Annotated in this window: 12 protein-coding genes; 9 read left to right on the top strand and 3 right to left on the bottom strand. The window is 73.7% G+C overall.

Going from position 1 to position 14,478, the window contains the following annotated elements; translation table 11 throughout:
* Positions 1-267 precede the first annotated feature (267 nt).
* The 4 genes from HUT19_RS10320 (at position 268) to argF (ending at position 5,690) form a co-directional block, all read left to right on the top strand.
* A complete protein-coding gene (locus HUT19_RS10320) occupies positions 268-2,337 on the top strand; it encodes a hypothetical protein (RefSeq protein WP_176180175.1) in 2,070 nt (689 codons plus the stop codon).
* 14 nt (positions 2,338-2,351) lie between these two features.
* Positions 2,352-3,161 (top strand): hypothetical protein, encoded by an 810-nt coding sequence (locus HUT19_RS10315; RefSeq protein ID WP_254885518.1) that lies wholly within the window; start codon positions 2,352-2,354, stop codon positions 3,159-3,161.
* A gap of 160 nt (positions 3,162-3,321) precedes the next feature.
* Positions 3,322-4,551: an arginine deiminase gene (locus HUT19_RS10310; RefSeq protein ID WP_176180174.1), complete on the top strand. Its 1,230-nt coding sequence runs from the start codon at positions 3,322-3,324 to the stop codon at positions 4,549-4,551.
* 134 nt (positions 4,552-4,685) lie between these two features.
* Positions 4,686-5,690 (top strand): ornithine carbamoyltransferase, encoded by a 1,005-nt coding sequence (gene argF, locus HUT19_RS10305; protein WP_176180173.1) that lies wholly within the window; start codon positions 4,686-4,688, stop codon positions 5,688-5,690.
* A gap of 75 nt (positions 5,691-5,765) precedes the next feature.
* Here the strand turns inward: argF and HUT19_RS10300 are convergent, their stop codons facing one another.
* Entirely contained in the window at positions 5,766-6,239 is a 474-nt protein-coding gene (locus HUT19_RS10300; protein ID WP_176180172.1) for an ATP-binding protein, read from the bottom strand.
* A 267-nt stretch (positions 6,240-6,506) separates the two neighbouring features.
* Here HUT19_RS10300 and HUT19_RS10295 point away from each other — a divergent pair, with 267 nt between their 5' ends.
* Together HUT19_RS10295 and HUT19_RS10290 are read left to right on the top strand one after the other, a co-directional pair.
* On the top strand, positions 6,507-7,334 hold the full coding sequence (locus HUT19_RS10295; protein ID WP_176180171.1) for an enoyl-CoA hydratase family protein: 828 nt from the start codon (positions 6,507-6,509) through the stop codon (positions 7,332-7,334).
* On the top strand, positions 7,331-9,676 hold the full coding sequence (locus HUT19_RS10290) for a bifunctional salicylyl-CoA 5-hydroxylase/oxidoreductase (RefSeq protein ID WP_254885517.1): 2,346 nt from the start codon (positions 7,331-7,333) through the stop codon (positions 9,674-9,676). The genes HUT19_RS10295 and HUT19_RS10290 overlap by 4 nt, the downstream gene beginning before the upstream one ends.
* On the opposite strand, the gene HUT19_RS10285 is transcribed toward HUT19_RS10290, so the two are convergent.
* On the bottom strand, positions 9,673-10,518 hold the full coding sequence (locus tag HUT19_RS10285; protein WP_176180169.1) for a PaaX family transcriptional regulator C-terminal domain-containing protein: 846 nt from the start codon (positions 10,516-10,518) through the stop codon (positions 9,673-9,675). The two genes, HUT19_RS10290 and HUT19_RS10285, sit on opposite strands and share 4 nt — an antisense overlap.
* 4 nt (positions 10,519-10,522) lie before the next feature.
* A complete protein-coding gene (locus tag HUT19_RS10280; protein WP_176180168.1) occupies positions 10,523-12,154 on the bottom strand; it encodes an AMP-binding protein in 1,632 nt (543 codons plus the stop codon).
* 131 nt (positions 12,155-12,285) lie between these two features.
* Between HUT19_RS10280 and HUT19_RS10275 the strand changes: the two genes are divergently transcribed.
* The 3 genes from HUT19_RS10275 to HUT19_RS10265 all read left to right on the top strand — a co-directional run bounded on the left by HUT19_RS10275 (position 12,286) and on the right by HUT19_RS10265 (position 14,458).
* Positions 12,286-13,410, top strand: a complete 1,125-nt coding sequence (locus tag HUT19_RS10275) for an acyl-CoA dehydrogenase family protein (RefSeq protein WP_176180167.1) — start codon at positions 12,286-12,288, stop codon at positions 13,408-13,410.
* Positions 13,407-13,820: a RidA family protein gene (locus tag HUT19_RS10270; RefSeq protein WP_176180166.1), complete on the top strand. Its 414-nt coding sequence runs from the start codon at positions 13,407-13,409 to the stop codon at positions 13,818-13,820. Before HUT19_RS10275 ends, HUT19_RS10270 begins: the two co-directional genes overlap by 4 nt.
* A 104-nt stretch (positions 13,821-13,924) precedes the next feature.
* Positions 13,925-14,458 carry a helix-turn-helix transcriptional regulator gene (locus tag HUT19_RS10265; protein ID WP_176180165.1) on the top strand — a complete coding sequence of 178 codons (534 nt, stop codon included), beginning with the start codon at positions 13,925-13,927 and terminating at the stop codon, positions 14,456-14,458.
* Positions 14,459-14,478 lie beyond the last annotated feature (20 nt).

The raw sequence follows: 14,478 nt of genomic DNA, 5'->3' as shown, positions 1-14,478 counted from the left end.
CGCCCGTTTCCGCGACTGTGTAAACGGCTACAGCCCCCGCACCGCTCCCCGGGCACGCTGGACGGGCACGGGGAGCGGGACCGTGTGCGACGGGGGTGCACACGGCCCAGCGCCCGGCACCGGAGAGGGGCGGCGGGACGGGCAGGGGGAGAGAAAGCCCCGCCGCCCGCTTCGGGCCCCGGCGCTCAGACACCCCGGCGCTCCGGTGAGAAGACGGCAAGCCCGCTCCCGGCCAGACGGGGGCCACGGCGTGAAGGACGGCGGGCGATGAGCGGAACCGAGAACATCAACGTCACGAACGTCACGGCGGACACCGGCATTCGGCGGCTGGACATCCCGAAGGGCGGCCCGCTGGACGGCGTGGGGGAGCCGGGCGGTGCCCGCACCGCCCGCGAGGCCCGCGCCCATCTGCACATCACCGACTGTCCGGCGCCGCTCCCCGCCGGGGAACCGTGCCCCATCCACACCGGCTCCGAAGGGCCCGTTCCCCGCGCGGAGTTGGAGTGGCTGCGCCGGGTCCACCAAGCGGCCCCCGGCCACCGCGCCCTGCGCGAGCAGCTGCGGCGCACCCGCCTGCTCGCGCTCTGCGGCGAACCCGGCACCGGCCGCGCCTGGACCGGGCTCGCGCTCCTGGCCGAACACGCCGAACGCGCCGGAAGCGGTGTCATACGCCTCGGCCCCGGAGTCCTCCTCGGCGCCTCCGCCGGACAGGAGCTCCAACGCGGCCACGGCTATCTCCTCGAACTGCCCGCCGCGGCCACCGGCACCACGCCCGACACCCTGCTGGACCGGCTGCGCGACCAGGCCGTCGAGCGGGGGGCGTTCGCCGTTGTCCTCGTCCCCGGCGGACCGGTGGCCGAACGACTGCTGGGCGCCCGCCGTCATGCGCTGCCCCATGAACCGCCCGCCGCCGCCGACGTCCTCGACGGCCATCTCGCCGATCTGCTCGCGGACGGCCCCGCCGAACTGCTGGAGCTGGCCCGGGCCACCGCCGCCCGGCCCGAGGTGGCCGAGGCGCTCGGCCTGGACGAGCTGCGTCCCGGTGAGGCGGCCCGGCTCGCGGGCCATCTCGCCGCCCACGCGCAGGGCCGGATGTCCGACGAACGGCTGCTGGAGCACTGCCGGTCGTTCGCCCCGCGCCAGGCCCGCGCGTGGTTCACGGCCCCCGGCCGTCCGGACACCCTGCCCGCTGCCCTGCCCGAACTGCGCGCCGCCGCGCTGCGGATCGCGCTCGCCGTCTTCAACGGCTCGGCGCACAGCCTCACGGCGGAGGCCGCCGAGCTGCTGACCTGGGAGCTGGCCGTCACGCTCGACCCCCAGTACGCTCCGGGCCGCCCGCTGTTCACCGCCCGCCCGGGGGCCGCGCCCGCCACGGCGCGCGCGGTGTGCGGGGACGGTGTGGAGGACCTCGGCGAGGCGTCCGTACCGGTCCGCGCCATGTGGTTCCGGGGGCGGCGGCTGGCGCCCGCGGTGCTGTACGAGGTGTGGGACGGCCACCACAACCTCCGGGGACCAGTGGCCCGTTGGCTGCGCGGGCTGTGCGACGACCCCCGCCCGCAGGTGTGGGTGCGGGCCGCGGTCGCCGCGGGGGTGCTGTGCTCCCGCGACTATCTCTACGGTCTGGCCGAGCTGTTGCTGCCGCTGGTGCGCACCGACAGCCCGGTGCAGCGGATGGCGGCCGCCACCGCGCTCGCCGAGGCGTCCCGCGCCCCCGAGGTGCGCCCCGCCGTCGACGGTCTGCTGCGCGCCTGGGCGCGCGGCGACGACGAACGCGAGCGCGAGACCGCGGCGCTCGCCCACGGCTACGGCCTGGCGGCGGGCTCGGTCCCGGCGTCGCTGGCGGAGCTCGGCCGGATCGCCTGCGCCGACGGCGGCGTCACGACCTCGTACGGCGTACTGCGGCTGCTGGCCGGGACCGAGCCGGAGGCGGTGCTGGACGGGCTCACCCACTGGCTGCGCGACAACCGGCGGCCCCGCCGCGACCTGGCCCTGCTGACGGCGCTGCGCGCCGTCAGCACCCGCACCTCGCATCTGTGGGGGCTGCGGGAGGTGCCGGAGCTGGAGCCGTACGCCGCCTGGCCGTTGGCCACGGCGCTGCTGGCCGCCCGGCCCGGCTGCGCACCCCAGCTGTCCGGGCTGCTGCGCGCCGCGCTGACCTGGGCCCGGTCCGCCGGAGCCGCCGAGGACGCGCTCGTCGGCTGGATCCGGCGGGCGGCCCGCGACAAACGGCAGCTGGCGGTCTTGTGCGGCTTTCTGCCCCGGCTGGCACAGGACGGTGACGAACCGCTCGACGTCGGGGCGGCCACCCGGATACGGGAGGTGCTGGAAGCGCTGTGAGGAGAGGAACGGGGATGGTGGAGGAGACGGACCGCACGACCGGTGCGGAGGAGGAGACCGGCCACGTCGGTGGCACGCCCGACGACACGTACGACGCCGCGCACCGCAACACCCCGGCCCGCCGGTTCTCGGTGACCGGCGCGCGCCGGCTGCGCGAGGCGCTGCGCCACGGCGGGGACGCCCTCGGCGCCGCGCTGCGCGAGGCCGACGACGGAGTGCTGCTGAGCGCGCTCGACGAGGGGCTGCCCGCCGAGCGGGTCACCCGGGTCGTGGTCGAGCTGGTGCGCCGGGCGCCGGAGCGGGGACCGGCGCTGGCGGACGCGATCTGCGAGAAGGTGCTGCTGGCCCATCTCTATCTCGACGCCCCGGCCGGTCCCGCGACCACCGACGGCAGTCCGGGGGATCCGGACGCCCGGCTGCGGGTGCGCAACGCGCTGATGCTCTACGAGGGTCTGGTGCGCCCGTACGCGCACCGCGGGGCCGTGCCCGAGCTGATGGCATGCGTCCTGCCCGGTCTGTGGAGCGCGGGCGGCGGCGCGGGCCGCGAGGTGGTGCGCCGGGTCATCGGCACCCGGCAGCCCACCGGCTTCGGCGAGAAAGGCTGGAAGGCGCTGTTCGGCGGGGTGGCCGAGGAGTGCCGGGAACTCCAGGAGGCGGCGCACCGGGCCGCCCGGCGGGAAGCGCGGCGGCGCCGCTGGTGGTCGCGGAGCGGGGCCGACGACGGCGGCCGGATCGATCTGCAACCGGGCCAGCTGTGGGTCTCGGCCCTGCTGGGCCTCATCGCCGTCGCACTGGTGCTGATCGTGGTCCTCGCCGCGGGCTGAGCCCGGCTGCCGCCGGCCGCCGCCGGCCGGTTCCGGTCGGCTCCGCCCATCGCCGGCCGGCCCCCGGCCGACCCGTTCGCCAAGACAGGTACCGGACATCCTCCGAGATACGTGTGTCGCCGGACGTTCACCGTGGGCCCGCAGCGGCGAAGATGGGTGCATGGGATTCCACGTGGACTCCGAGGCCGGGCGGCTGCGCCGTGTCATTCTGCACCGCCCCGACCTGGAGCTGAAGCGGCTCACTCCGTCCAACAAGGACGCTCTGCTCTTCGATGACGTGCTGTGGGTGCGGCGGGCCCGCCAGGAGCACGACGGCTTCGCGGATGTGCTGCGCGACCGCGGCGTCGAGGTCCATCTCTTCGGTGATCTGCTGACCGACAGCCTCACGGTTCCGGCAGCGCGGTCGCTGGTGCTGGACCGGGTCTTCGACGAGAAGGAGTACGGCCCGCTCGTCACCGACCACCTGCGTGCCTCCTTCGACGAGCTGACCGCCCCCGAGCTGACCGAGGCGCTGATCGGCGGTATGACCAAACGGGAGTACCTGGCCCGGTACCCCGAGCCGGTTTCCGTCCGCTTCCACGCCATGGAGCCCGACGACTTCCTCGTCAATCCGCTGCCGAACCACCTCTTCACCCGGGACGCCTCCGCGTGGGTCTACGACGGTGTCTCGATCAACGCGATGCGCTGGCCCGCCCGCTGGCACGAGACGGTGCACTACGAGGCCGTCTACCGCCATCACCCGCTCTTCGCCGACGAGGACTTCCACGTCTGGTCGGAGGGGCAGGCGGCCTACCCCTCGACGATCGAGGGCGGCGATGTGCTGGTGATCGGCAAGGGCGCGGTGCTGATCGGCATGAGCGAGCGGACCACCCCGCAGGCGGTGGAGATGATCGCGCACCGGCTCTTCGCGGCCGGTTCGGCCCGCACCATCGTGGCCCTGGACATGCCCAAGGGTCGGGCCTTCATGCATCTGGACACGGTGATGACGATGGTCGACGGGGACACCTTCACCCAGTACGCGGGGCTCGGGATGCTCCGCTCGTACACCATCGAGCCGGGTGCGAGCAGCCATGAGCTCAAGGTCACCGACCATCCGCCGGAGCATATGCACCGCGCGATAGCCGCCGCCCTCGGGCTGGATTCCATCCGGGTGCTCACCGCCACCCAGGACGTCCACGCGGCGGAGCGCGAGCAGTGGGACGACGGCTGCAACGTGCTCGCGGTCGAGCCGGGCGTGGTGGTCGCCTACGAGCGGAACGCGACGACCAACACCTTCCTGCGCAAGCGCGGGATCGAGGTCATCGACATCCCGGGCAGTGAGCTGGGGCGGGGCCGGGGCGGGCCGCGGTGCATGAGCTGTCCGGTCGAGCGGGACCCCGTGGCGGGGTAGACGCGCGGACCGGCCCCCGGATCGACGAGGCACCCCCTCCGTATATTATACGGTGCTTCGTATATGCTTCCATGGTTCCTGGTCGCGGCACCGCCGCCGCGGCCGTGATCCACCGTGACCGAGGAGCCCACCCCATGGCGATTGACCTCACCGGCCGCCATTTTCTCAAGGAGCTGGACTTCACCGCCGACGAGTTCCGCCGACTGGTCGGCCTGGCCGCCGAGCTGAAGGCGGCCAAGCGCGCGGGCGCGGAGGTGCGGCGGCTCCAGGGCAAGAACATCGCCCTGGTCTTCGAGAAGACCTCGACCCGCACCCGCTGCGCCTTCGAGGTCGCCGCCGCCGACCAGGGAGCCTCGACGACCTATCTGGATCCGGTCGGCTCACAGATCGGGCACAAGGAGTCGGTCAAGGACACGGCGCGGGTGCTGGGCCGGATGTTCGACGCCATCCAGTACCGGGGCCACGGCCAGGGTGTCGTCGAGGAGCTGGCCGCCCACGCCGGGGTGCCGGTCTACAACGGCCTCACCGACGAGTGGCACCCCACCCAGATGCTGGCCGATGTGCTCACCATGACCGAGCACAGCGACAAGCCGCCGGCCGAGATCGCCTACGCCTACCTCGGCGACGCCCGCTACAACATGGGCAACTCCTACCTTGTCACCGGCGCCCTGCTGGGCATGGACGTCCGGATCGTGGGGCCCCGGCTGCTCTGGCCGGACAACACCATCGTGGAGCTGGCCCGTCAGCTGGCCGCCGCCTCCGGGGCCCGGGTCTCGCTCACCGAGGACGTCGAGGAGGGCGTGCGCGGGGCGGACTTCGTCGCCACCGATGTGTGGGTGTCGATGGGGGAGCCCAAGGAGGTGTGGGACGAGCGGATAGCGCTGCTGGGCCCGTACGCGGTGACGATGGACGTGCTGCGCGCGACCGGCAATGACGCGGTGAAGTTCCTGCACTGCCTCCCGGCCTTCCACGACCTCGGCACCGACGTGGGCCGGGAGATCTACGAGCGGCACGGGCTGACCTCGCTGGAGGTCACCGAGGAGGTCTTCGAGTCCGGGCACTCCGTCGTCTTCGACGAGGCGGAGAACCGGATGCACACCATCAAGGCGGTGCTGGTCGCCACCCTCGGCGCGCCCTGACGGCCGCGGCCAGGGGCGGTCGGCAGGCCAGGGGGGCGGGCCGGTGGGCCCGGGTGGTTCAGCGGGTCAGGGTGGTCAGTGGGTCCGGGGCGGGAGGGTGAACCAGACGGCCTTGCCGAAGTCGGTGGGCCGGTAGCCCGCGTCCGCGCTGAGGGTGCGGATCAGCAGCAGTCCGCGGCCGCGCTCGGCCAGGGTCGGTGAGCCGTCGGGGTGGTGGTCGGGGCGCTCGGGGCCGTTGGGTCTCCTGGGGCCCTCGGGGCGGCCCGGCCCGTCGAATCCGCCGGGCGGGGTCGGGTCCTGGTCGTGCACCTCGACCTGCCAGCCGCCGGTCGGTACCAGCTCCACCACCAGCTCTATCGGTTCGTCGCCGTCGGTGTGCTGCACGGCGTTGGCGACCAGCTCGGCCGTCAGCAGCTCCGCGGTGTCCCCGTCCACGGGGGCGCCGATGTCCGCCAGGGTGTTACGGATCAGCGCACGGGCCAGTGGAACGGCGGCCGTCGTGTGCGGCAGTGCGAACCGCCACGTGGCGGCACGGAGGGGTTCGGGCAACGTCCTGGTCCAGTCGTCAGCGGAGCCTTGCGGCCGGGCTCACGGCAGTCCCCCCGGGTGAGTCCGGGGGGAGATACCGCAGCCCTTGACGGTATGAAGCGGACGATAGTGCCGGAAGGGACCGTGGACCACTCTTGCCGGGACTTATGACCTGACGGCAGGCGGCCGTGCGATGTTGTCTTATCGCGTACTCGTGACGACAGTCACGGTGTGGTGATAACTTCAACTGGCAGGCAGCAGCCGTCCGGCCGAAGGAGACCACGGCCCATGAGTCCGTTCACCGGCTCCGCGTCCCGCACCGAGAACTGGCGCCATCTACGCCTCACGCTCGACGACGGCGTGGCGAACGTCACCCTCGCCCGTCCCGACAAGCTCAACGCGCTCACCTTCGGCGCCTACGCCGATCTCCGCGACCTCCTCGCCGAGCTGGCCCGCGACGGATCCGTACGGGCCATGGTGCTCGGCGGCGAGGGGCGCGGCTTCTGCTCCGGCGGCGATGTCGACGACATCATCGGCGCCACCCTCGCCATGGACACCCGCCGGCTCCTGGACTTCAACCGGATGACCGGACAGGTGGTGCGTGCCCTGCGGGAGTGCCCCTTCCCCGTGGTGGCCGCGGTCCACGGCGCCGCGGCGGGTGCCGGGGCCGTCCTCGCGCTGGCCGCCGACTTCCGGGTCGCCGACCCCACGGCGCGCTTCTCCTTCCTCTTCACCAAGGTGGGACTGTCCGGCGGCGACATGGGCGCCGCCTATCTGCTGCCGCGTGTGGTCGGGCTCGGCCACGCCACCCGGCTGCTGATGCTCGGTGAGCCGGTGCGCGCCGCCGAGGCCGAGCGCATCGGGCTGATCAGCGTGCTGACGGACGAGGGAGAGGCACAGTCGAGTGCCGAGGCACTGGCCCGCCGGCTCGCCGACGGGCCCTCCCTCGCCCTCGCCCAGACCAAGGCGCTGCTCACCTCGGAGCTGGACATGCCGCTGTCCGCGTCGATCGAGATGGACGCCGCGACCCAGGCGCTGCTGATGAACGGCGCGGACTACGCCGAGTTCCACGCCGCGTTCACCGCCCGCCGCGAGCCCCGGTGGCAGGGCCGGTGACCGCCGGACGGCCGGGCCGGATCGCCGTTGTCGGCGGCGGGCCCGGCGGTCTGTACGCGGCGGTGCTGCTGGCCCGGCTGGACCCCCGGCGGGAGATCACCGTCTGGGAGCGCAACGCGCCCGACCGTACCTTCGGCTTCGGTGTGGTCCTCTCCGACGAGACCCTCGGCGGTATCGAGCACGCCGACCCGGCCGTCCACACCGCCCTGCGCCGTGAGTTCGTCCGCTGGGACGACATCGACATCGTGCACCGCGGCCGGGTGCTCACCTCCGGCGGCCACGGCTTCGCCGCGCTCGGCAGGCGGCGGCTGCTGGAGATCCTGCACCAGCGCTGCCGCGAGCTCGGCGTACGGCTCCGCTTCCGGACCGCGGCGCCGTCCGCCGCGTCCCTCGCCCGCACCCACGACCTGGTGATCGCCGCGGACGGCGTGCACAGCGCCACCCGACGGGCCCACGCCGACGCCTTCGGCCCGCGGATCACCACCCACCGCTGCCGCTACATCTGGCTCGCCGCCGACTTCGCCCTGGACGCCTTCCGCTTCGAGACCGCCGAGACCGAGCACGGTGTGCTGCAACTCCACGGCTACCCCTACTCCCGCCCGTCGGCTTCCGGGCCGCCCGGCTCCCCGGGCGCCAGCACCGTGATCGTCGAGGCCCGGGAGGAGGTGTGGCGCGGAGCCGGACTCGACCGCTGCACCGAGCAGGAGTCCACCGAAGCCTGCGCCAAGCTGTTCGCCGACGCCCTCGGCGGACGCCCGCTGCGCGGCAACGGCTCCCAGTGGACCGCGTTCCGCACCGTGGTCAACGACCGCTGGTCGCACGGCAATACGGTGCTGCTCGGCGACGCCGCCCACACCGCCCACTTCTCCATCGGCTCGGGCACCAAGCTGGCCGTCGAGGACGCCCTCGCGCTCGCCGCCTGTCTCCGGGAGCACCCGCAGCTGCCCGACGCGCTCGCCGCGTACGAGGCCGAGCGCCGCCCCGTCGTCGAGTCCACCCAGCGGGCGGCCCGCGCCAGTCTGGAGTGGTTCGAGAACCTGGCGCTCTATCTCGACCAGCCGCCGCGGCAGTTCGCCTTCAACCTGCTCACCCGCAGCCGCCGGGTCACCCATGACAACCTGCGGCTGCGCGACACCGGCTTCGTCTCGGCGGTCGAGCGCGAGGCGGCGGTGCCCGACGGCACACCGCCGATGTTCACCCCGTTCCGGCTGCGCGGACTCACCCTGCGCAACCGCGTGGTGGTGTCCCCCATGGACATGTACTCCGCGCGGGACGGCACCCCCGGCGACTTCCATCTCGTCCACCTCGGCGCACGGGCCCTGGGCGGCGCGGGCCTGGTCATGACCGAGATGGTGTGCGTGAGCCCCGAGGGGCGTATCACCCCCGGCTGCGCCGGACTCTACGCGGACACCCATGAGACGGCCTGGCGCCGGATCGTGGACTTCGCGCATGCGCAGTCCCCGGGAGTGGCCGTCGGCGTCCAGCTCGGCCACAGCGGCCGCAAGGGCTCCACCCGGCTGATGTGGGAGGGCATGGACGACCCGCTGCCGGACGGCAACTGGCCGCTGTTCGCCCCCTCGCCGCTGCCCTACCGCCCCGGCGTCAGCCGGACACCGGCCGCCCTGGACGCCGCCGGACTCGCCGCCGTCCGCGACCAGTTCGTGACGGCCGCCGAGCGGGCCGCCCGCGCCGGGTTCGACCTGCTCGAACTCCACTGCGCCCACGGCTATCTGCTCTCCGGTTTCCTCTCGCCGCTGACCAACCGGCGCACCGATGCCTACGGCGGTTCGCTCCGGGCCCGGCTGCGCTATCCGCTGGAGGTCTTCGACGCAGTCCGCGCCGTCTGGCCCCGCGAATCCCCCATGACGGTGCGCATCTCCGCCACCGACTGGGCCGAGGGCGGCACCACCGCCGAGGACGCGGTGGCCGTCGCGGCGGCCTTCGCCGCACACGGCGCCGACGCCGTCGACGTCTCCACCGGCCAGGTCGTCGCCCATGAGCGCCCCGAATTCGGCCGCTCCTACCAGACCCCGTTCGCCGACCGCATCCGCAACGAGCTCGGCGTCCCCGTCATCGCCGTCGGTGCCATCTCCTCCTGGGACGACGTCAACTCGCTGATCCTGGCGGGCCGCGCCGACCTCTGCGCCCTGGCCCGCCCGCATCTCTACGATCCCCACTGGACGCTGCACGCGGCGGCCGAGCAGGAGTACACCGGCCCCGGGGCGCCCTGGCCGCTGCCGTACCGCGCGGGCAGCCGCAAGCCGCCGACGGGGCGGACGGACGGACCCAAGCCGCGGCTGGCGCTGGAGGAGCCTGCGGCCGGCCGGGCCGGAACTCCTTAGGCCGTACCGCTCAGCGCCGCCTCGGCGTACGCCGCCCCGGTGTCGCGCAGCAGCTCGTCCAGGCGCGCGAAGACCTCGGCGGCACGCACCCCGGGCCAGTCCTCGGGCAGCAGCGCGGCGGGCAGACCGGGGTCGGCGTAGGGCAGCAGCCGCCAGGAGTCCAGGGCCAGCAGATGGTCCCGGTAGGCCTCCTCGGCGTCCTCGGGCGACGGGCCTCGTCCGCTCCACCGGCGCAGCACCGGTTCGTGGTCGGTGAGGAACGCGCGGTGCAGGGCGGCCAGTCCGTCCAGGTCCCACCAGCGGCGCACCGCCTCCGCGGTGGGGGTGAAGCCGGCGTGGGCGCCGCGGAAGAGGTCCACGTACGGCGAGAGGCCCAGGCGCTGGAGGGTGTGCCGGGTCTCGTCGTAGAGCCGGTCCGGGGCGATCCAGACACCTGGCGCGGCCGTGCCGAAGCCCAGCCGGGACAGCCGGGAGCGCAGCAGATGCCGCTTGTGGCGCTCCTGTTCGGGGACGGAGAAGACGGCGAGCAGCCAGCCGCGCTCGGCGGTGTCCGCCTCCGGGCCGCCGTAGATGCGCCGGTCGCCGTCGTCCAGCAGCTGCCGGGCGTCGGCGGACAGGGAGTATCCGGCGGCCCCGGCGGCCGTGCGGTCGGCGACCAGCAGTCCGCGCCGTTTGAGCCGGGAGACCGCCGAGCGCACCGACGGCGGGTCGACGCCCACCGCGCCCATCAGCCGGATCAGCGCGGCGATCGGCACCGGCCCGGCGGGGCGGCCGGCGCTGCCGCGGCCGTGGGCGCCGTAGTAGCTGACGATCAGGGAGCGCGGGGTGTGCTGGCCGGTCACGCGCTTACTGTAGAGCGCCTTCGCGCAGCCGGTAGCGCTGGAGCTTGCCGGTGGCGGTACGGGGGAGGGCGTCCAGGAAGACGAAGACCCGCGGGCACTTGTAGGGGGTGAGTTCCGCGGTGGTGAACTCCTTCAGCGTGGTGACGGTCTCCTCGGTGCGGGGCACCCCCGGCCGCAGCACCACATGGGCGACCACGACCATGCCGCGGGCGGTGTCCGGCCGCCCGGTGACCGCGGCCTCCACCACATCGGGATGGCGCAGCAGGGCGTCCTCGACCTCCGGGCCCGCGATGTTGTACCCGGCAGAGATGATCATGTCGTCGGCGCGGGCCACATAGCGGAAGTAGCCGTCCGGTTCGCGGACATAGGTGTCCCCGGTGAGGTTCCAGCCGTCGCGCACGTACTCCCGCTGCCGGTCGTCCGCGAGATAGCGGCAGCCGGTCGGCCCGCGCACCGCGAGCAGCCCCGGTTCGCCGTCCGGCACCGGGCGCAGCGCGGCGTCCACCACCCGCGCCTCGAAGCCGGGGACCGGAACGCCGGTGGTACCGGGGCGGATCGCGTCGTCGGCGGCGGCGATGAAGATGTGCAGCAGTTCGGTGGCGCCGATGCCGTTGATGATCCGCAGGCCGGTGGCCCGCTGCCAGTCGTGCCAGGTGGCGGCGGGCAGGTTCTCCCCGGCGGAGACACAGCGGCGCAGTGAGGAGATGTCGTACCCGGCGGGGGCGCTGTCGAGTCGTCCCAGCATCGCGCGGTAGGCGGTGGGCGCGGTGAACAGCACCGAGACCCGGTGGCGCCCTATGTCGGCCAGCAGCCGTTCGGGCCCGCCCCAGTCGGCCAGCAGCGCCGACGCCCCGGCACGCAGCGGGAAGATCACCAGTCCGCCGAGGCCGAAGGTGAAACCCAGCGGCGGACTGCCCGCGAAGACATCGTCGGGGGTGGGCCGCAGCACCTGGGCCGAGAAGGTGTCGGCGATGGCCAGCACATCGCGGTGGAAGTGCATACAGCCCTTGGGGCGTCCGGTCGTTCCGGAGGTGAACGCGATCAGCGCGACATCGTCGGCGGAGGTGGCCACCCCCGGATACTCCGCGGGGGCCCGCGCCGCCAGCCGGATCAGGTCGTCGGGTTCGTCGCCGCCGAACCGGGTGGTCCGCAGCCCCGGGACCCCGGCCTTCTCCAGCTCCTCGGCACACCGGACGTCGCACAGGGCGTGCCGTATCCGGGCGAGGTCGCAGATGGCCGCCAGCTCGCGGGAGCGCTGGGCGGCCAGCACGGTCACCGCGACGGCGCCCGCCTTCATCGCCGCCAGCCAGCAGGCGGCCAGCCAGGGCGTGGTGGGGCCGCGCAGCAGCACACGGTTGCCGGGAACGACACCGAGGGTGGTGGTGAGGGTGTGCGCGATCCGGTCGACATGGCCGCGCAGTTCGCCGTAGGTCCACACCTCGCCGCGGCCACCGCACAGGGCGGGCCGGTCGGGGCCGTACCGCTCGATGGTGCGGTCCAGCAGCTCCGTCCCGCAGTTGAGGCGGTCGGGGGTGCGCGGTCCGGGCAGGTCGAGCAGCAGCTCGGGCCACTGGCCGCCGGGCGGCAGATGGTCGCGGGCGAAGGTGTCGGTGTGTCCCGACGGTCTGAGCTCCATCGTGGAATGCGCCCCCTCTGCCTGTCCGATAGCTCTGCCGGATGGCTGCCTGAAGTCGCTGAGTCAGCGTAACGTGATGGTGACGACAGTCAATATGCCGCGATAAGAGGTGTGGTGAGGGAGGGTGCCCCGTGTCGTCATTCGCACTGGATCCGGAGCGGCGCCGCTGGTGCGCACGACTGCGCACACTGGCCCGCGATCGGCTGCGTCCCCTCGCGGAGAGCGGACCGCCCGGCCGGCTCAACCGTCCGCTGACCGCCGCGCTCGGTGAATTCGGTCTGCTGCGGCGGCTGTTCCCGGCCGGAGCGCCGGTCCGCGCGCTCGATCTGTGCCTGCTGCGCGAATCGCTCGCCATGGAGTGCACGGAGGCCGAGACCGCGCTCGCCCTCCAGGGGCTCGGCGCCTATCCGATCGTGCTGTCCGGGACCGAGAAGCAGCACGCGCGCTGGATGCCCGGGGTGCGGGAGGGCCATGTGGTGGCCGCCTTCGCGCTGAGCGAGCCGCAGGCCGGGTCCGACGCGGCGGCGCTGACCCTGCGCGCCGAGCGGGACGGCCCCGGCGGCTGGCGGCTGACCGGCGAGAAGTGCTGGATCTCCAACGCCCCCGAGGCCGACTTCACGGTGGTGTTCGCCCGCACCACCGAGGGCGCGGGCGCCCGCGGGGTCACCGCCTTCCTGGTGCCCGCCGACCGTCCCGGGATCGGTGGTGAGCCGCTGGAGATGCTGAGTCCGCACCCCATAGGCCGCCTGGTCTTCGACGGGGTCCCGGTCACGGCGGAGGATGTGCTCGGCGAACCCGACGCGGGCTTCGGCGTCGCCATGCGCACCCTCGATCTGATGCGGCCGAGCGTGGGCGCGTTCGCGGTCGGCATGGCGCAGGCGGCGCTGGACGCGGCGGTCGCGCACGCCGAGCGCCGTACCGCGTTCGGCGGACCGCTGAAGGACCTCCAGTCCGTCGCCCACCAGCTCGCCGAGATGGCCACCCGCACCGAGGCCGCCCGGCTCCTGGTCTACGCGGCGGCGAGCGCCTACGACGACGGCGCGCCCGATATCGTCCGCCGCGCCGCCATGGCCAAGCTGCTGGCGACCGAGACCGCGCAGTTCGTCGTGGACACCGCCGTGCAGATCCACGGCGCCCGGGCCCTGCAACGCGGCCATCCGCTCGAACACCTCTACCGGGAGGTCCGCGCCCCGCGCATCTACGAGGGCGCCAGCGAGGTCCAGCGCACCATCATCGCGAAGGAGTTGTACCGGTGACGGAACCGACGGGTGCCGTATCGCGCCTCAACCCCGCCGAGCTGTCCCCGCCCACCGGCTTCAGCCACGCCGTCACGGCGCTGGGCGGACGGCTGGTGTTCCTGGCCGGGCAGACCGCGCTGGACGGTGCCGGGACGATCGTCGGCGACACCCTTCCCGCCCAGTTCCGGCAGGCGCTGACCAATCTGCTCACCGCGCTGGCGGCGGCGGGCGGCGCCCCCGCCGATCTCGCCCGGCTGACGGTGTACGCCACCGATGTCGCCGAGTACCGCGCCCGCGCCCCCGAACTCGGCCGGATCTGGCGGGAGATGGCGGGCCGCGACTATCCGGCGGTGGCGGTCATCGGCATCGTCCGGCTCTGGGACGAGGAGGCGATGGTGGAGCTGGACGGGATCGCCGTCCTGCCCTGAGCGCTCCGCGGGAAGTGCCGCGATTGCGGTCGTTCGTCCGTGGCTGCGGCGTGGCTGGGCGCACGCTTGCTTCGTTATTCCGTAATAACGTAATCTCTGGGGCCATGGCTTCCGAGTCGTTGCAGCGGCGGATCGCCGCGCTCGAGGAGCGGGTGGCGCGTCTGGAGACCGCGCGGGACACCGCCGGGGACGTGGGGTCCACGTCCCGGGAGGACACGTTCTGGGCGCTCGAAGGACTGCGCCGCCGGCTCGCCGGGCGCGGTCAGGTGCTGTTCACCGGTGCCCTCGACCTGCCCACCGGTGAGCACTACGAGTGGCAGCAGGGCGCGTTGGCGGACGGGCTGCTCGCCGCCGACTGGTCCGAGCACGCCGCCTCGTACGCCGCGCTGGGGCACCCGGTGCGGCTCACCCTGCTGCGCGCGGTGCTGCGCGGCATCCGGTCCGCCACCGAGCTCCAGGAGGTGGCCGGGCTGAACACGACCGGTCAGCTCTACCACCACCTGAAGCAGCTCACGGCGACCGGCTGGCTCCAGGCCGAGGGCCGCGGCCACTACCGCGTGCCCGCGGGCCGGGTGGTGCCGCTGCTGGTGCTGGTGTCGGCGGTGGTGCCGCCAGGAAGCCGACAGGAAACCGAATGACGGGGGAATACCTGATGAAT

The organism is Streptomyces sp. NA02950 (assembly GCF_013364155.1).
GTDB lineage: Bacteria > Actinomycetota > Actinomycetes > Streptomycetales > Streptomycetaceae > Streptomyces.
This window is presented reverse-complemented; position numbering and strand designations above follow the sequence as displayed.